At 59.6% G+C, this 16663-nt stretch carries 20 protein-coding genes; 10 read left to right on the plus strand and 10 right to left on the minus strand.

What is annotated here, in order from left to right:
- The first annotated feature begins 94 nt into the window (after positions 1-94).
- From ACP7AP_RS02185 to ACP7AP_RS02195, 3 genes are read left to right on the plus strand one after another with little or no spacing between them, the layout of a single operon-like run.
- Positions 95-994, plus strand: a complete 900-nt coding sequence (locus tag ACP7AP_RS02185; protein ID WP_426031780.1) for a YicC/YloC family endoribonuclease — start codon at positions 95-97, stop codon at positions 992-994.
- Between the two features lie 2 nt (positions 995-996).
- On the plus strand, positions 997-1644 hold the full coding sequence (gene gmk, locus ACP7AP_RS02190; RefSeq protein ID WP_426031782.1) for a guanylate kinase: 648 nt from the start codon (positions 997-999) through the stop codon (positions 1642-1644).
- Positions 1641-2162, plus strand: coding sequence for a gamma carbonic anhydrase family protein (locus tag ACP7AP_RS02195; protein ID WP_426031784.1), 522 nt, complete (start codon positions 1641-1643; stop codon positions 2160-2162). Before gmk ends, ACP7AP_RS02195 begins: the two co-directional genes overlap by 4 nt.
- A gap of 57 nt (positions 2163-2219) precedes the next feature.
- Here ACP7AP_RS02195 and ACP7AP_RS02200 read toward each other — a convergent pair whose 3' ends face one another.
- The 4 genes from ACP7AP_RS02200 to gap (ACP7AP_RS02215) all read right to left on the minus strand — a co-directional run bounded on the left by ACP7AP_RS02200 (position 2220) and on the right by gap (ACP7AP_RS02215) (position 4869).
- A complete protein-coding gene (locus ACP7AP_RS02200; RefSeq protein WP_426031786.1) occupies positions 2220-2381 on the minus strand; it encodes a hypothetical protein in 162 nt (53 codons plus the stop codon).
- 235 nt (positions 2382-2616) lie between these two features.
- Positions 2617-3621 (minus strand): type I glyceraldehyde-3-phosphate dehydrogenase, encoded by a 1005-nt coding sequence (gap, locus tag ACP7AP_RS02205; RefSeq protein ID WP_426031788.1) that lies wholly within the window; start codon positions 3619-3621, stop codon positions 2617-2619.
- A 93-nt stretch (positions 3622-3714) separates the two neighbouring features.
- Positions 3715-3858 (minus strand): hypothetical protein, encoded by a 144-nt coding sequence (locus tag ACP7AP_RS02210; RefSeq protein ID WP_426031790.1) that lies wholly within the window; start codon positions 3856-3858, stop codon positions 3715-3717.
- A 12-nt stretch (positions 3859-3870) separates the two neighbouring features.
- Entirely contained in the window at positions 3871-4869 is a 999-nt protein-coding gene (gap, locus tag ACP7AP_RS02215; protein WP_426031792.1) for a type I glyceraldehyde-3-phosphate dehydrogenase, read from the minus strand.
- Between the two features lie 191 nt (positions 4870-5060).
- Here gap (ACP7AP_RS02215) and ACP7AP_RS02220 point away from each other — a divergent pair, with 191 nt between their 5' ends.
- The gene (locus tag ACP7AP_RS02220; RefSeq protein WP_426031794.1) at positions 5061-6032 is read left to right on the plus strand and encodes a DUF808 domain-containing protein; all 972 of its coding nucleotides are present in this window, start codon (positions 5061-5063) and stop codon (positions 6030-6032) included.
- A gap of 118 nt (positions 6033-6150) precedes the next feature.
- Here the strand turns inward: ACP7AP_RS02220 and tkt are convergent, their stop codons facing one another.
- On the minus strand, positions 6151-8166 hold the full coding sequence (tkt, locus tag ACP7AP_RS02225; protein WP_426031796.1) for a transketolase: 2016 nt from the start codon (positions 8164-8166) through the stop codon (positions 6151-6153).
- Positions 8167-8391: 225 nt separating this feature from the next.
- Between tkt and ACP7AP_RS02230 the strand changes: the two genes are divergently transcribed.
- From ACP7AP_RS02230 to ACP7AP_RS02240, 3 genes are read left to right on the plus strand one after another with little or no spacing between them, the layout of a single operon-like run.
- A complete protein-coding gene (locus ACP7AP_RS02230) occupies positions 8392-8901 on the plus strand; it encodes a hypothetical protein (RefSeq protein ID WP_426031798.1) in 510 nt (169 codons plus the stop codon).
- Complete coding sequence (locus ACP7AP_RS02235; protein ID WP_426031800.1) at positions 8894-9265, plus strand: cell division protein ZapA; 372 nt, start codon at positions 8894-8896, stop codon at positions 9263-9265. Before ACP7AP_RS02230 ends, ACP7AP_RS02235 begins: the two co-directional genes overlap by 8 nt.
- Positions 9262-9600, plus strand: a complete 339-nt coding sequence (locus tag ACP7AP_RS02240) for an MliC family protein (RefSeq protein ID WP_426031802.1) — start codon at positions 9262-9264, stop codon at positions 9598-9600. The genes ACP7AP_RS02235 and ACP7AP_RS02240 overlap by 4 nt, the downstream gene beginning before the upstream one ends.
- Before the next feature lie 101 nt (positions 9601-9701).
- Here ACP7AP_RS02240 and grxD read toward each other — a convergent pair whose 3' ends face one another.
- The 4 genes from grxD to purL all read right to left on the minus strand — a co-directional run bounded on the left by grxD (position 9702) and on the right by purL (position 13046).
- Positions 9702-10064, minus strand: coding sequence for a Grx4 family monothiol glutaredoxin (gene grxD / locus ACP7AP_RS02245; protein WP_322323593.1), 363 nt, complete (start codon positions 10062-10064; stop codon positions 9702-9704).
- Positions 10065-10074: 10 nt separating this feature from the next.
- A complete protein-coding gene (locus ACP7AP_RS02250; protein ID WP_426031805.1) occupies positions 10075-10575 on the minus strand; it encodes an SF0329 family protein in 501 nt (166 codons plus the stop codon).
- Positions 10576-10579: 4 nt separating this feature from the next.
- A complete protein-coding gene (locus ACP7AP_RS02255; RefSeq protein ID WP_426031807.1) occupies positions 10580-10816 on the minus strand; it encodes a BolA/IbaG family iron-sulfur metabolism protein in 237 nt (78 codons plus the stop codon).
- Positions 10817-10886: 70 nt separating this feature from the next.
- Positions 10887-13046: a phosphoribosylformylglycinamidine synthase subunit PurL gene (gene purL / locus ACP7AP_RS02260; protein ID WP_426031809.1), complete on the minus strand. Its 2160-nt coding sequence runs from the start codon at positions 13044-13046 to the stop codon at positions 10887-10889.
- 179 nt (positions 13047-13225) lie between these two features.
- On the opposite strand from purL, the gene ACP7AP_RS02265 reads away from it, so the two are divergent.
- The 3 genes from ACP7AP_RS02265 (at position 13226) to ACP7AP_RS02275 (ending at position 15704) form a co-directional block, all read left to right on the plus strand.
- The gene (locus ACP7AP_RS02265) at positions 13226-13573 is read left to right on the plus strand and encodes a YciI family protein (RefSeq protein WP_426031811.1); all 348 of its coding nucleotides are present in this window, start codon (positions 13226-13228) and stop codon (positions 13571-13573) included.
- A 9-nt stretch (positions 13574-13582) separates the two neighbouring features.
- On the plus strand, positions 13583-14809 hold the full coding sequence (locus ACP7AP_RS02270; protein WP_426031813.1) for an RNA polymerase sigma factor: 1227 nt from the start codon (positions 13583-13585) through the stop codon (positions 14807-14809).
- Positions 14810-15185: 376 nt separating this feature from the next.
- Positions 15186-15704 carry a hypothetical protein gene (locus ACP7AP_RS02275; RefSeq protein WP_426031815.1) on the plus strand — a complete coding sequence of 173 codons (519 nt, stop codon included), beginning with the start codon at positions 15186-15188 and terminating at the stop codon, positions 15702-15704.
- A gap of 27 nt (positions 15705-15731) precedes the next feature.
- Here ACP7AP_RS02275 and ACP7AP_RS02280 read toward each other — a convergent pair whose 3' ends face one another.
- Complete coding sequence (locus tag ACP7AP_RS02280) at positions 15732-16625, minus strand: LysR family transcriptional regulator (RefSeq protein ID WP_426031817.1); 894 nt, start codon at positions 16623-16625, stop codon at positions 15732-15734.
- Positions 16626-16663: the final 38 nt, after the last annotated feature.

Here is a 16663-nt window from a genome sequence, read left to right on the forward strand (position 1 = left end):
TTAATATACACCGGTTGCCGCGCATTTTGCAGACAATCTCAACAAATGGTAAACACCCAAGCGTCCCCAGCGCATGGTGCCAAAGGAGCAAGCGATGACAGTTTCGATGACAGGATTCGCCGCGCGCAAAGGGCAGGGGGCGGGTTACACTTGGGCTTGGGATATCCGTTCGGTGAACGGCAAGGGCCTTGATCTGCGCCTGCGTCTGCCTGATTGGATTGATGGTCTGGAACTTGCCTTACGCTCTGAACTCAGCCGCGCCCTGCAACGCGGCAACGTCAGCCTGTCGCTGAAAGCCAGTCGCGATGGCTTAGCCGAGGGCGCAGAAACCCTCCGCCTCAACCCCGCCACGCTGTCCGCTGTCCTCAGCGCCTTGGCCCAAATCGAAGACGCCGCCATGGCCGCAGGCGTCACCCTTGCCCAGCCGACCTCGGCCGACGTGCTTGCTGCCCGCGGTGTGCTAGACACCACAAGCAGCGATAGCGACGCCACCCCGATCCGCACCGCCCTTCTCGCCGACCTGCCCGGATTGCTGAGCGATTTCCAAGCGATGCGCGCCTCCGAAGGCGCAGCCCTCAACAGCGTGATCGCGGCTCAACTCGACAAGATCACCGATCTGACCGGGCAGGCCGACGCCGAGGCCAAAGCCCGCCGCGACGCAGCCCCCGCCACCCTTCGCGACGCGCTTGCCAAGGTTCTCGCCAATGCCGAAGGCGTCGATGAGACGCGCCTTGCTCAGGAACTCGCACTGATCGCGGTCAAAAATGATGTGACCGAAGAACTCGACCGCCTGCGCGCCCATATCGACGCCGCCCGTATTCTTTTGAGCGAAGCGGGGCAGGTTGGACGCAAATTTGATTTCCTGATGCAGGAATTCATGCGCGAGGCCAACACGCTGTGTTCCAAATCGCAAAGCTTGGGGCTGACCCGCATCGGGCTTGACGTGAAGACCCTGATAGATCAGATGCGCGAACAGGTTCAAAACGTGGAATAATCATGGCCCAAACACCCACCCGTCGCGGCCTTTTGCTGATCCTGTCCTCACCGTCCGGTGCGGGCAAATCCACGCTCGCGCGCAGGCTGATGCAATGGGATCCGACTTTGCGGTTTTCGATCTCAGCCACCACCCGCCAACCCCGCCCCGGCGAGGAAGATGGCCGCGAATATTATTTCCACCCGCGCGAAGCCTTTGAGTCCTTGGTGCAATCGGGTGAAATGCTGGAACATGCCGAGGTGTTCGGCAATTTCTATGGCTCGCCGAAAGCCCCGGTCGAGGCCGCAATGCGCGAGGGCCGCGACACGCTTTTTGACATTGATTGGCAAGGCGGCCAGCAAATCCGCAACTCGTCGCTGGGCCGCGATGTGGTGTCGATCTTCATCCTGCCGCCTTCCATAGCTGAATTGGAGGCGCGCCTGCGCGCCCGTGCGCAAGATAGTGATGAGGTCATCGCAGGCCGGATGGAGAGATCCCGCGATGAAATCAGCCATTGGGCTGAATATGACTACGTTATCATAAATCGCGATATCGACAGCGCTTTCAATGAGTTGACGGCCATTCTTCAAGCAGAACGCCTGAAACGCGACCGTCAGCCTGACCTGTCGGATTTTGTCCGCAATCTGAACCGAGAGTTTGAAACCCGATGATCTACGCCCTCGACGGCATCGCCCCGCAGATCGACCCTTCGGCTTGGGTCGCCGACACCGCCGTGCTGATCGGCAAGGTGACGTTAGAAGCTGACGCCAACATCTGGTTCGGCGCGATCCTGCGCGGCGACAATGAGGAAATCCGCATCGGGCGCGGCTCGAACATCCAAGAAAACGCCGTGTTGCACACTGATATGGGTTACCCGCTGACCATCGCTGCAAACTGCACCATCGGTCACAAGGCGATGCTGCACGGCTGCACCATCGGCGAAGGCAGCTTGATCGGCATGGGGGCAACGGTGCTGAACGGGGCGAAAATCGGCAAAGGCTGCCTGATCGGGGCAGGGGCGCTGATCACCGAAGGCAAGGAAATTCCCGATGGTTCTTTGGTGATGGGTGCGCCGGGCAAGGTGGTGCGGCAACTTGATGCCGAGGCGCAAGCGCGCTTGATAAAATCCGCCGAAAACTATCAAGCGAACGCGAGACGCTTCGCCAAAGGCTTGGAATTTCTCAAATGAAAAGGGGGCCAACTGGCCCCCGTAACGTCGCAGATTTTCGGCCTAAGCCATGGCCGCTTAACCCCAGACAGCCTTGCGGGCGATGCGTTCTGCATCCTCGGGGAAGATGCCCAGATCGAGTGCGACCCGGCGCGGCATCCCAGCGATCTCATCGCGGGTGCGACGATACAAGGCATGTTTCTCGGCAGCGACACGCAGTTGAGCAATAAGCGATTTCATCGTGTTTCCTTTTCCTCTGCGATGACTTGGCCCGGATGGCTTTGTCCCTTTCGCATGATCAAAATATAGGAAAGCTGTTAGCGCCAACAACCGACAATGCTGCGTTGCGACATTGCGTTTCGTGCATAGCTTGTGCATTTGCGCCGTAACGAAAAGGGGGCACCCAAAGGCACCCCCAACCGATTTCTATCAGAAATCGTGCCGGAATTCGCGCGAATTCCGCCCTACGCTCGTCTCAAATCAGCTTACCCATGGCCACAGCGGTATCCGCCATCCGGTTTGAGAAGCCCCATTCATTGTCATACCACGACAGGATCGAGCAGAAAGTGCCGTCCATCACCTTGGTCTGGTCCATGTGGAACACCGAGGAATGTGGGTCGTGGTTGAAATCCGACGAGACATTCTTGAACTCGGTATAGCCCAAGATACCTTTCAGCGGCCCGGAAGTCGCAGCTTCCTTGATCGCGGAGTTAATTTCCTCCACCGAAGTTGCCCGCTTGGCGATGAACTTCAGATCAACAACCGAGACGTTCGGCGTAGGAACGCGGATCGCGAAGCCATCCAGCCGGCCTTTTAGATCGGGCAGCACCAGACCAACCGCCTTCGCAGCCCCGGTCGAGGTCGGAATCATGCTTAAAGCCGCCGCGCGACCGCGATACAGATCCTTGTGCATGGTATCCAGCGTCGGCTGATCACCGGTATAGCTGTGGATCGTCGTCATCATACCCTTTTCGATGCCGATCAGCTTGTTCAGCACATAGGCCACTGGCGACAGGCAGTTCGTGGTGCAAGACGCGTTGGAAACCACCAAATCCGCCGAAGTCAGCGTGTCATGGTTCACCCCAAACACAATCGTCTTATCGGCATCCTCACCCGGGGCAGAGATCAGCACGCGTTTCGCACCATTCTCCAGATGCGCCTTGCACTTCTCTTTGCTGGTGAAAATCCCGGTACATTCCAGCGCGATATCCACATCGCCCCACGGCAGTTCTGCCGGATTGCGCAGTGCCGTCACCCGCATCGGGCCACGGCCCACGTCGATGGTGTCGGCGGTGGTGGTCACAACATGCGGAAAGCGGCCATGCACCGAATCAAAGCGCAGCAAATGCGCGTTGGTTTCCACCGGGCCCAGATCGTTGATCGCGATCACTTCGATATCGGTGCGGCCCGATTCGATGATCGCGCGCAGCACGTTGCGGCCGATCCGACCAAATCCGTTAATGGCGACTTTTACGGCCATGAGCTAACCTCCTGAAAACGGCGCGACTCGCGCGCAACATTGCTAGCGCTAACATCACGAAACTGGCGTGACAATCAACGGCAAGTTTGAACCTTACCGCCAGATCATCACATATTGAACCAGATCGAGCAACTTGCGCAGCAAAAACAGGCAGGCTTGCCCGCCATTGAAGACCGTATCCAGCCCAATCACTGCGGCAATCAGCAGGGCTAGCACCAAAGCAATATGGTCGGTCACGGCATCTCCGCTTTATTGCAGCAGCCGCCCCATCACCCCGGCCACGTCGGCCATACGGCAGGAAAAGCCCCATTCATTGTCATACCAAGCCAGCACCCGCACCGAGCGGCCCACCACTTTGGTCTGGTCTGGCGCGAAGATAGACGAATGTGGCGTGTGATTGAAGTCGATTGATACTTTGGGTTCGGGATCATAGGCCATCACCATTCCCATGTAACCCGCAGCCGCCGCGCGCACGATCTCGTTGACCTCATGCACCGTCACCGACTTCTTGGCGATGAAGGTCAGATCTACCGCCGAGACGTTGGGCGTCGGCACCCGGATGGAGGAGCCATCCAGCAACCCCGCCAATTCCGGCAGCACATCCCCCAGCGCCCGCGCAGCCCCAGTCGAGGTTGGAATCATCGCCATCGACGCCGCCCGCGCCCGGTACAAATCCTTGTGGCGGCGGTCCAGAGTTGGCTGATCGCCGGTATAGCTGTGGATCGTGGTCATGATCCCGCTCTCAATCCCGATGGCGTCGTTCAGAACCTTCGCCAAGGGCGCGAGACAATTCGTCGTGCAAGACGCGTTTGAGACCACATGATGATCCGCCGTCAGCCCGCGATGATTGACGCCATACACCACCGTCATATCCGCCCGCTTGGCCGGAGCCGACACCAACACCCGCCTTGCCCCGCGCCCCAGATGCACCGCAGCCTTCTCACGCGCGTTGAATTGCCCGGTACATTCCAGCACCACATCGACGCCGTCCCAGTCCAATTCCTCGGGGTTATAGGTGCTCATCACCCGCATCGGCCCACGGCCTAGGTCCAGCTCGTTGCCCGAGATCTTCACCACACCCGGAAACCGCCCATGCACCGAATCATATTTCAGCAGATGCGCATTGGACTCAATCGGCCCGGTCGCATTGATCGCCACCACCTGCACATCATTGCGCGCGGATTCCGCGATATGCGCCAAAGTGCAACGGCCAATCCGGCCAAATCCGTTGATCCCGATGGTTATCATGCGCGCATCCCTTGGTTTCGACCTCTATCCCATTGTGCTATAGGCAAGCCGGACGTGGGCGAAAAGTATGAAAACGACGCAAATTCAATATGTTATCGCAAACATAGCCTGTTCGCGCTAACACGCCACAGGTTTTGCTTTTTGCATGTGCAGCACCTAGATACTTTAGGCAGAATAGCGATGAGGCAGGCATGAGCGGTTTACTGGCACTTCTGGATGATGTCGCGGCGATCGCCAAAGTGGCCGCGGCGTCGATTGACGACATCGCGGGGGCTGCGGCGAAAGCCGGGGCGAAAGCGGCGGGGGTGGTGATCGACGATGCCGCCGTGACGCCGAAATACGTCCACGGCTTTGAGGCCAAGCGCGAGTTGCCGATCATCTACCGCATCGCCAAAGGCTCGCTGAAAAACAAGCTGATCATCCTGCTGCCCGGTCTTTTGGCGCTGAACGCCTTCCTGCCACAAGCGATCACGCCTTTGCTGATGCTGGGAGGGGCCTATCTGTGCTTTGAAGGCGCTGAGAAGGTGTATCACGCGCTGCAGCCGCATGGCGATGATCAGGTTCAGGAAGATTTCGACACCAAAGACCCTGCCCATCTGGAAGAAGAAAAGGTCGCAGGCGCAATCAAAACCGATTTCATCCTGTCAGCCGAGATCATGACCATCGCGCTGGCCGCCATCCCAGCTGGTGGTTTCTGGATGGAGGCAATTACCCTCGCCATCGTCGGCACCATGATCACCGTGGTCGTCTACGGGGCGGTGGCGCTGATCGTTAAAATGGATGACGTCGGCCTGCACATGGCAACCCATCGCAAAACCTCTGCCGCCCGCAGCTTTGGCCGGGGCCTTGTCACTGCGATGCCGAAACTGATGAGCTTTCTGTCCACCGTCGGCACCCTCGCGATGCTTTGGGTCGGCGGCAATATCATCACCCACGGCTTGGATGTCTTGGGACAACACGAGCCCTATGCCACCATCCACCATTGGGCCGTCACCGCAGCCGAAACCTTGCCGCAAGCCGCTGGTCTGGTGGAATGGGCTGTAACTGCCGCCTGCGATGGCGTGCTGGGTCTGGCCTTGGGGCTTCTGCTGATCCCGGTTGCCACCAAGATCTTCATGCCCGCATGGTCCGCGATCACCGGCAAGAAAAAGGCCGCGCATTAAGCGCGGCCCATTTCAAATGTAAGCGACATCGAAATTTGAGAAATTTCGTCCCGGATTTTGAGAAAATCCGGCATCTACGCGGGGGTATGGCGGGGTTCACCCCGCCATTACGCCAATCTCAAAGCAGCGCTTTAACCTTCGCCACAGCATTCTCAGCCGTGATGCCGAATTCTTTGTACAGCCGCTCCATCGGAGCCGAGGCCCCAAAGCTCGACATCCCAACGAAATCAGCCTTGCCATCACGGCCGCGCTCACCCAGCAACCAGCGATCCCAGCCCTGACGCACACCGGCTTCAATCGCCACCCGCACTGGACCGGGCGGCAGCACCTTGCGGCGGTACGCCTCGTCCTGCGCCGCAAACAGCTCCATCGACGGCACCGATACCACACGGGTGCCAATCCCCTCGGCTTGCAGCAAATCGCGCGCCTTCAGCGCAATCTCCACTTCCGAGCCCGTCGCCATCAGAATGACCTGACGCTTGCCGACGGCCTCCTCCAGCACATAAGCCCCCTTGGCGACCAAGTTGGTGTTGGTATGCACCTTCCGCACCGTCGGCAGGTTCTGCCGCGACAAAGCCAGCACCGACGGAGTTTTCTTCGAGGTCAGCGCAATCTCCCAAGCCTCAGCGGTTTCCACCAAATCTGCCGGACGAAATACATAAGTGTTTGGCGTCGCCCGCGAAATCGCGAGATGCTCAACCGGCTGGTGCGTCGGGCCATCTTCGCCCAAGCCGATGGAATCATGCGTCATCACATAAACCACCGGAATCCCCATCAGAGCCGACAGACGCATCGCAGGCCGCGCATAGTCAGTGAAGCACATGAAGGTGCCGGAATACGGACGCACCCCGCCATGCAAAGCCATACCGTTCATCGCCGATGCCATGCCATGCTCGCGGATGCCGTAATAGATGTATCGGCCCTTGCGATCTTCCGCGCTAAACACGCCCAGATCGGCAGTCTTGGTGTTGACCGACCCGGTCAAATCCGCCGAGCCACCAATGGTTTCCGGCAAAATCGGGTTCACCGCCGCCAGCACTTTTTCGGACGCCGAACGGGTCGCAAGCTTGGCCCCCGCTTCTGAAGCTGCTTTCTTCACCCCACGAATGATCGCAGGCAGTTTCGCCACCACATCGCCTGCGAAAATCCGCTTGAACTCGGCCTGCTTGGCCGGAGACAAAGCCGCAAACCGCGCCTCCCATTCGGCATGGGCAACCCCACCGCGCAAACCAAACGCCTCCCACTGCGCCTTGATCGCAGCCGGAATAACGAAGGGCTCAGACGTCCAGCCATAAAGCTCTTTCACGGCCTTCATCTGCGCCGGGTCCGTCAAAGCGCCGTGGCCTTTGGACGTGTCCTGCGCCGCATGACCCAAAGCGATATGGGTTTTGCAATCAATCAACGTCGGCTTGTCCGACTTTTTCGCCGCCGTCAAAGCCCGGTCAATATCCACCGGATCATGGCCGTCGCAATGCAGCACGTTCCAACCGCTGGCGGCAAACCGCGCCCGCTGATCGGTCACATCCGACATCGACACTTTGCCATCGATGGTGATGCCGTTGTTGTCCCACATCACGATCAAGCGGCTTAGCTGCAATTTACCAGCCAAACCAATGGCTTCCTGCGAAACCCCCTCCATCAGACAACCATCGCCCGCGATCACATAGGTATAGTGGTCCTGCACCTTGGACCCCCAACGCGCCCGCAAATTCTCCTCGGCAATCGCAAAACCCACCGAATTGGCAATGCCCTGACCCAGAGGCCCGGTGGTGGTCTCGACCCCCGACACATGACCATATTCCGGGTGCCCCGCCGTAATCGCGCCCCATTGCCGGAAATGCTTGATCTGCTCAATCGTCATATCCGCATACCCGGTCAGGTACAGCAGCGAATAGATCAGCATCGAGCCATGCCCCGCCGACAGAATAAACCGGTCCCGGTCCGCCCAACGCGGCGCTTTCGGATCAAACTTCAGGTGCTTTTCGAACAACACCGTCGCCACATCGGCCATGCCCATCGGCATGCCAGAGTGGCCGGAATTGGCGGCGGCAACGGCGTCCAATGTCAGCGTGCGAATGGCGGCCGCGCGCATCCAGTGATCGGGGTGGGCGGTGCGAAGCGTCTGGATATCCAAGGTTGATGTCCTGTTCATAAAATTGGGTGGGCTGAAAGCTGCATAACAGCCCGTGCGGCAAGATCAAGCGCGCCCCGCAAGGCCTTGGACGCAAAAGACAAGACGACCCCGCGCCAAGCGGCTAAGATTGCCCATAACGCAAGGCTCTGCCGATTCGCGCGCAGCGACGGGGCAGGGCACTCCCGGAAAAACCGGCCCAGAAGAAACAGAAAGGGCGTCAGACCCATGCAAGATATCGCAGAGCTAGAGCGGCGCATCACCGCAGCCTTAGAGCGCATCGGGCGCGGAGTGGAAAGCCTCAGCGCAGCGGTGCCGATGCTCACCGACACCCCCACCGCCATGCTGCCCGAAAGCGATTTCGCCGCGCTGAACGAACAGCTCGACGAAGAGCGCATGCTCAACGCCCAGTTGAAAGAACGCCTGCGCGCGGTGCATCAAAAGGATGAGGCCGCGAAATCCGCGCTCACCGATGAAGTCTCGACGCTGAACGCCCAGCTTGCCGCGCAGTCCGATGAACTCGCCCGCCTGCGCGCCACCTCTGCTGCGCTGAACGAAGAACTCGCCGCCCTGCGCGATGTGGCAGAGTTGGGCGTCACTGAACCTGAACATATCAACAAAGCCATGCTCGCCGAACTTGACGCCCTGCGCGCCGCCCGCGCGTCTGAGGCCGAGGAGCTCTCGGAAATCATCGCAGCGCTGAACCCGCTGATAGAGGAGGCCGCCGCCAATGCCTGATATCGAAATCACCATCGGGGGCCGCAACTTCACCGTCTCCTGCCAACCCGGCGAGGAACATTTCCTGCGCGGGGCGGCAGGCATGCTGAATACCGAGGCCACTCCTTTGGTCGCCCAAATGGGCCGCCTGCCGGAAGCGCGGATGCTGCTGATGGCTGGTCTGATGTTGGCTGATAAAACCGCTGCGATTGAGGATGAGAACCGCCAGCTGAAACTGAAACTGGCCGAGATTGAGTCCCGTCCGCAGCCCGAACGCGAAAAACTCGAAGTCGCCGTGGTTCGCCCCGGCCTGCGCGAAACCTTGGCCGAGATCGCAGCCCGCGCTGAAGCCATGGCCGCTTCCATCGAAGATCGTCTGCAATGATCCGCAGATTTGCTTTGCTGGCCCTGCTCGCCGCCTGCACGCCCGATGGCGCTGACCCTGTCGCCGCTGACCCGAACGCCACGCAATACCTGTGCGCGGACGGCACCAAACTGGCTGTGATCTATGGCACAGACGGCAACCTCAAACTCACCGTCAAAGGCGAAACAGTCACTCTGCTGGCCGAAGAAGCCGCCTCTGGCGCGCGCTATGGCTGGCCGTCGGATGGCTCCAACTATGTCTGGTGGACCAAGGGCCGCGAGGGCACGCTCTATTGGAAAGACGGCACCAAAGGCGGCTCCGAGTCCGTGCTGCACGCCGCGTGCAAAGAGCAATAACAAATTTCAGACAATTTGCCTAAAATTGTCATCCTCTCTGCTCAAATATCCCGGGGGTGCGGGGGCTGGCCCCCGCTCCGCCAGATCAATCAGCGCAGTCCTTAGCCGGCATTGGCTTCGCGAATTTTCTCCGCCGCCGCCTTGTCAAACGCCACGCCATTGGCCTCAAGCAACGCATCCAACTCGCCCGAAAGCGTCATCTCGATGGCAATATCGCAGCCGCCGACAAACTCGCCCTTGACGTAAAGCTGCGGAATCGTTGGCCAATCCGAGAATTCCTTGATGCCCTGCCGGATTTCCGCATCCGCCAACACGTTCACATCGGCATATTCGACACCGAGATAATTCAAAATCCCCGCCACCTTCGACGAGAACCCGCACTGCGGCATCAACTTGTTGCCCTTCATAAACAACACCACATCGTTCTTCGTCACGGTGTCTTTGATCGTTTCTAGAGCGGTCATTGAGTTTGTCCTATGCATTGGCTTGGGGCTTTGGAACAGCGACGAGGCGATTGCCCTCCGACGCCTCCAGCCTTAGTTTTACGAAACGGGCGATCACGGTATGACTTTTGAATCTGTCAGCAATTTCGCGAAACCTACGCTTTCCGACGCGCCGGTCCAATACCGCGAGAATTGTTTTGACGGTCCTGCCTGTCGCCAAGGCACCATCGACAGATATATTCAGATAGTCGAAAATTTCGCGGGGAAACTGCCAACCCGCGACAAGGCCTTGCTTATCAAGCACTGCCGCGGCTTCGTCCTGTGAAAGATGTTTGTCGCGCATCAGATCCCATCCCGCCATCACATGATTGAAATAGCAAGCATTGAGCCAGACCTCGCCGTCGACAGTGATTGTGCCGCGCTGTTCTGCATCATGCGTTGCCCGCAATACGGTTAGGTTCAACCTCACGCGACTACCAAGTTCGGGCGCAAAGTTACCTTCGGCAAGCTGTTTAACCTTCGACCAGCGCATGAAATCACTCCATCGCCTTCGTCGTCAGCGCCAGCGCGTGCAACGCGCCGCTTGGCCCGTCCATCTTGCCCTTCAAACTGGCGTAGACCGCGCGCTGTTGTTGCACCCGGTTCATGCCCTTGAAGCTGGCATCAATCACCTCAGCCGAGAAATGCGCACCATCGTCGCCCTGCACGGTGATCTTAGCCTGCGGGAAGGCCGCGCGGATCAAGGCTTCAATCTCATGGGCTTCAATCGCCATTGCGCACTCCTTGGCATTTCACCGCAAATGTAAGCCTGCTGCCGGGACGCTGCAAGGGGCTCGCGCGTCCTTAGCCGACCGCCTTCTCAAACGCCCGACGATACAGGTTCGACAACTCCGCCAAGCTGGCCTTGTCGCCGCCGAAGTCCACCAGATCACCGCCAAAGCGGCCAACCCGGATCACCTCGACGCCGTCGAGCAAAGCCGCAGCCTCCAACTTCGCCGCCCCGGCCTCATCCACTGCCACCAAATACCGCGCCTGATCCTCGCCAAACAGCGTCGCAATATCGCCCGCGATCAGCGTCACACCCAAGTCCGCCCCCTCGGCCATCTCAAACGCCGCCAACCCAAGGCCACCATCTGCCAAATCGGTGCAGGCTCGAATGGCCTTGCGGTGCGCCAAAATAAAATCGCCGCTGGCCTTCTCGGCCTCCAGATCAACACGCGGAGCATCCCCCGCCTCAATCCCAAACGCCTCGGCCAACAGCGCCGACTGCCCCAGATGCCCAAACGTCTCGCCCACCACCAGCGCCACGTCGCCTGCCACCGGACGCCCCGCGATCAGATCATCCAAAGATGCCAAAATCCCCACCGCGCCAATCGTCGGCGTCGGCAAAATCCCCGAGCCATCGGTCTCATTATAAAGGCTAACATTGCCCGACACGATTGGCATATCCAGCGCCAGTACAGCCGCCCCAATACCCTTGATCGCCCCCACCAACTGCCCCATGATCTCGGGCTTTTCCGGGTTGCCGAAGTTCAGATTATCCGTCGTAGCCAGTGGCTTGGCTCCCACAGCGATCAGGTTGCGATAGGCTTCCGCTACCGCCTGCTTGCCACCCTCAAACGGGTTCGCCTTGACATAGCGCGGCGTCACATCCGAGGTAAACGCCAGCGCCTTACCCGTGCCATGCACCCGCACCACACCCGCGCCAGCTCCCGGAGCCACCACCGTATCGGCCCCCACCATGCTGTCATACTGCTCGTAAACCCAAGCCTTCTGCGCATAGTTCGGCGAGCCGATCAAAGCCCGCAGCCCCGCAATCGCGCCAATGCTGGGCACTTCGCCCAAAGGTGCCGCGCTCGGCGTTTCCACCCAAGGCCGATCATATTCCGGCGCAGAAGACGACAGCTTCGACAACGGCAAATCCGCCTTCACCTCAGTGCCATGCAGGATCAGGAAGCGATCCTCAGCAATAGTCTCGCCGACAATGGCAAAATCCAGATCCCATTTCACGAAGATCGCCCGCGCCACGTCTTCCAGTTCCGGCTTCAGAACCATCAACATGCGTTCCTGCGACTCCGACAGCATCATCTCATAGGCCGTCATATGGGTTTCGCGCTGCGGCACCGCATCGAGTTGCAGCTTGATCCCCAAACCGCCCTTGTCGCCCATCTCTACCGCCGAACAGGTCAGCCCAGCCGCCCCCATATCCTGAATGGAAATTACAGCGCCCGAGGCCATCAGTTCCAGACACGCCTCCAACAACCGCTTCTCAGTAAAGGGGTCGCCAACCTGCACAGTAGGGCGCTTATCCTCAATCGTGTCGTCAAACTCCGCCGAGGCCATCGTCGCCCCGCCAACCCCGTCACGTCCGGTCTTCGCGCCCAGATAAACTACCGGCATCCCGACGCCCGAGGCCACCGAGTAGAAAATCTTATCCGCATCCGCGAGGCCCGCCGCAAACGCATTCACCAGACAATTGCCGTTATAGCTTTTATGAAACCGCACCTCGCCCGCGACCGTCGGCACCCCAAACGCATTGCCATACGATCCCACACCCTCAACCACACCCTTCACCAGATAGGCAGTTTTCGGATGCGACGGCACCCCGAACGACAGTGAGTTCATCGCCGCAATCGGCCGCGCCCCCATGGTGAACACATCGCGCAAAATCCCGCCAACGCCGGTGGCAGCGCCCTGATGCGGCTCGATGTAAGACGGATGGTTGTGGCTCTCCATCTTGAAGATCACCGCTTGCCCGTCGCCAATATCGACCACGCCTGCATTCTCGCCCGGCCCACAAATCACCTGCGGCCCGGTGGTCGGCAGCGTGCGCAGCCACTTCTTTGACGACTTATACGAACAATGCTCATTCCACATCGCCGAGAAAATCCCCAACTCGGTGAACGTGGGCGCGCGCCCGATGATCTCTAGCAGGCGCTGGTATTCATCCGGCTTCAGCCCGTGCTTTGCGATCAGATCAGGCGTGATGGCAGGCTCGGTCATGGCATTCCCCGGAAATATGAGAGTTGCGGGCGTCATAGGCCAAGCAGGCCAACAGGGAAAGGCCCGGGGCAAATTTCCCGCAATTTTTTCGCCGCCGCCGCACTTATTTTGCCAGCCCTGTCGAAATCCACCAGCGCCAAGCGTCCTTGTGCTATCGAAACCCAAACAAGGAGACTGAAATGCAATTCATCGCCCTGATCTACTCCACTCCCGGCAGCGAACCACCCTACGGAACCCCGGAATTTGACGCTTTCATGCAGGGCTATTTCGCCCTCACCGCCAAGCTGAAATCCGATGGTGCCTTCATCGCGGGGGAGGGTCTGAAGCCCGTGCAAACCGCCACCTCGGTGCGGCTGCGCGGTGGTAAAGTCGAAACGATGGACGGCCCGTTTGCCGAAACCAAAGAACACCTCGGCGGCTTCTATTTGTTCAAGGCCGAGACCCTAGAGGCCGCCATCGCCTATGCCGCCATGGTGCCCTCGGTCGCTTGGGGCAGCGTCGAATTGCGCCCGGTCATGGAATACTGAGGCCCAACCATGACTGACCCCGCCGCAGCCTTAGCGCACTGCCTGCGGCGGGACCGTGGCCGCATCCTCGCCGCCCTGATCGCCCGCGTGCAAGATTTCCAACTCGCCGAGGATGCGCTGCAAGACGCCTGCGTCTCGGCGCTGATCCATTGGGGCAGGGCGGGGCCGCCGCACCGCCCCGAGCCTTGGCTGATCCGCGCCGCCTTCCGCAAAGCCATTGATCGCCTGCGCGGGGCCGCCCGAGATAGCCGCCAAACCGCAGCCCTCAGCCAACTCGCCCGCGATGAGGCCGCCGATGATCCCGCCAGCATCCCCGACGAACGCCTCAGGCTGATCTTCACCTGCTGCCATCCCGCCCTTGAAGAAAAATCCCGTTGCGCCCTCACCCTGCGCATCGTCTGCAGCCTCACCACCGCCGAGATCGCCGCCGCCTTCCTTGATACCGAACCCACCATGGGCCAGCGGATTTCCCGCGCCAAAGCGCGGATCGCGGCGCTCAATCTGCGCTTTGATCTGCCCGACCCCGCCGATTGGCCCGAACGCCTGTGCTCGGTGCTGACGGTGATCTACCTGATCTTCACCACCGGCCACACGCAATCCAACACGACCCTATGCCAAGAGGCGATCTTCCTTGCCCGCTTGCTGCAAGACCTGTTGCCCAATGATCCCGAAACCCAAGCCTGCCTTGCGCTGATGCTGTTCGCCCATGCCCGCGCCGCCGCCCGCGCCCCAAACGGTCAAACCATCCCACCCGAAGCCCAAGACCGCAGCCTGTGGAACGCCAATGAGATCACCGAAGCCCTCACCCTGCTCAACGCCGCCATCTCTCAAAGCCGCCCCGGCCCGATGCAGCTGAAAGCCGCCATCGCCGCTGCCCATATTCTGCCCTCCAGCCCAGACTGGCCGCAGATCGAGGCGCTCTATGCCCGGCTGTTAGAACTCGAACCCACCCCGGTTGTCGCCCTCAATCACGCCGTGGCTTTGGCCGAAACGGGGCAGGCGGCACAGGCCCTGCGCCTGCTCGAAGCCCTCGCCGAACCCCTTGCCAGCTACCAACCCTACCACGCCGCGCTTGCGCATCTGTTGGCGCTAACAGCGAATCATCCCGCCGCACACGCCGCCTATACCCGCGCCATCGCACTTGCAGAAAATCTCGCAGACGCAGCATTTTTGGCCGAACGTCGTAAAAATCTGCTTGATGCGCAGGCAGTTAGCAAAATTACCCCCGAAACCTAAAAAAAAGGCCGAGCTTTCGCTCGGCCAAGTCCAACAGGGAGGTATGAAGCAACAAGAGTGAACTCGACTGCTGCCTCACAGTGGTGTCTATACCTATGGCTGAACTGCCTCAATAAAGAACAGGCTGCAAACGCAGCAATGCCGTCATGCGCCCCGCGCATGGCTTTGACCTTTTGGTAAAACAAATAGCGGATCAGCGCTATTTTTGGGGTAGGTCGCTATGGTGCTGCAATGGCCCTGCTGGTTCATTGGCGGACTTTGACGCCCCCCGGATATTGCGACACAATTTTGCCGCGCGCGCCAGTTAACACAGTACCAACTGGCCAGGGTGTCGGCCCGCATGAGGGCCGTCACTTAAGTGTAGATTGGAAACTAAATGTATCCCACGACGTTGCGCACGTTGAAAATGCTTTTCCTGCTCCCTCTGCTCTTAGCGCTGCCCTTGTCGGCCCTTGCCCAGCAAGAAAGTGCGCAAGTCCCCCCGAACACGGTAGTAAACACCCTGTCCGGCAAGACGGCGCGCTTCATTTCGGAAAGACTTGGCGCAGGCGTGATCTTCTTTGATCAGAACGGCCGCGCCCTGCTGTGGTATCCCGGTCAGCCCGAAATCTTGAGTGGGCGTTGGGCGGCAGAGACCATCCGAGGCACGAGAGGGGCCGACGCCGAAGCTTTTACAAATAATCTCATCGCGCTTTATTTCCCTGCTGTCGAGGCCCACCGCATCGACACAGCGCGCACCCGGATCGGCCTGCTTGCCTATATTGATGCCAATCAGATTGACTTGGATCTGGCGGTCAAAGTGGTGGCAGACGGCGATGTTCTGCGCTTGGCAGTGGGGCAGCCGCCTTGCCGTATGTGCAGTGCAGAAACGACTTTCGCACAAATGGTGCGCTAGCGCGGGCCCCTGATCCCGCCCGCTGCCCTACAACTGCTGCCGCTTGCGAAACGCGAAAATCTCCTCGGTGACGAAATCCCGAAACGCCGAGACCCGTTTGGAGTGCCGCAATTCCTCCGGGTAGGCCAGAAATACCGGCACTTCGGTGCTTTCGGTCTCCGGCAACACCCGCACCAGATGCGGGAAATCTTCGGTCAGATAATCCGGCAGCACCCCGATGCCGAGATGATTCAACACCCCCTGCAACACCCCGAAATAGTTGTTCACCGTCAGGGTGGACGGAATGTCATGGCTCATCAGATCAGCCACCAGATTGGCCCCCGCCGCCACTTGTGCGGTGCCCGCATGCTGACAAATCAAGCGGTGCTGGGTGAAATCATCCATCGTCAGCGGCGTGCCGTGTTCGGCCAGATATTCCGGCGTCGCATAAAGCCGCATCCGAATGTTCATCAACCGCTTGCGGATCAGATCGGCCTGACTTGGCTCTTTCATCCGGATCGCCACATCCGCCTCCCGCATCGGCAGATCGAGCACGCGCTCCTCCAGCATCAGATCAATCTTCAAACTCGGATACTTCTTATACAAAGCAGGCAACCGAGGTGCCAACCACAACGTCCCAAACCCGGTCGTCGTCGTCACCCGCAACTCGCCAAACACCTCATCCTCAGAATCCCGGATTCGCGCCGCAGTCGCGTCCAGCCGTTTGACCATGGCTTGGGTCGCATCATACAGCAACTCACCTTGTTCGGTCAGGATCAACCCGCGGGCATGACGGTGGAACAACGTCACCGAAAGGCTCTCCTCCAGCGCCCTGACCTGCCGACTGACGGCGGATTGCGACAGATGCAGCACTTCCCCCGCATGGGTCAGGCTGCCCTTTTCGGCAACCGCGTGAAAAATGCGCAGCTTGTCCCAGTCCATCGGTGCCTCAAAATTATTTCACGGATGATACCATGAGC

Origin of the sequence: Cypionkella sp. TWP1-2-1b2 (assembly GCF_049896245.1) — a bacterium.
Classification (GTDB): Bacteria; Pseudomonadota; Alphaproteobacteria; order Rhodobacterales; family Rhodobacteraceae; genus Cypionkella.